This is a genomic window from Vibrio sp. 1978 (assembly GCF_033344345.1).
On record NZ_JAWPOP010000617.1, the window covers coordinates 1 to 633 of the forward strand.

At 51.8% G+C, this 633-nt stretch carries 1 protein-coding gene; it reads right to left on the reverse strand.

Annotated elements, in window-relative coordinates; genetic code table 11:
• Nucleotides 1-633, reverse strand: a 633-nt coding sequence (locus R8N49_RS28155) for a thymidylate kinase (RefSeq protein ID WP_318190574.1), incomplete at both ends; no start/stop codon positions are given.

Here is a 633-nt window from a genome sequence, read left to right on the forward strand (position 1 = left end):
TCTTCTCTCCTCATACTCTTCGATGCGCTCTTTCAGACGCTGAACCACTGGTGCGAGCTCAGGGATAGCTTCCGCTTCCTCAAGCGTGTATCGCTTGTCTTCCTGGTAATCGACTATTTGAGGAGGCCTTGGCTGTTTAGGGAACTCAGCAAAGTCATTCAGCGACATCGAGGTAGGAAGTCCTCCTTCAATCTCACCTTTTTCGTTGAGTGACTGAGTGACGATAAGCTGTGTTCCGCCCACCTCGGTATCAAAGCGGTCATCAAAGCGCTCACCGATAGTCCAGCCGCCACGGCCAAGAACACAGGTCGTACTCATACGTAGGCGATTGAATGCTTTAGCGTCATCCCAGTTCAAAGGATTTTCATCCATGAGGAAAAAAGGCGCTTCGTCCCGAACGAACACCTTGGACTTGGCGTTATCGAAGATCGGCCCAAACACCCCCTGCTGGAGGTATGGTTCGACTTTCTCTGCAAGATCCTGGTGCCCTTGAGAACGCAGCGCCTCATAGAGCTGGGTGATTGTTTGTTTGCCGGTGTCCGGAAGGCAGGACAATACTGTCTGCTTTTCCTCGTCACTCAGGCTTACCATTCTGGACAAAAAGCTGACTACCAGCTCGTTGTGCCCATCGAC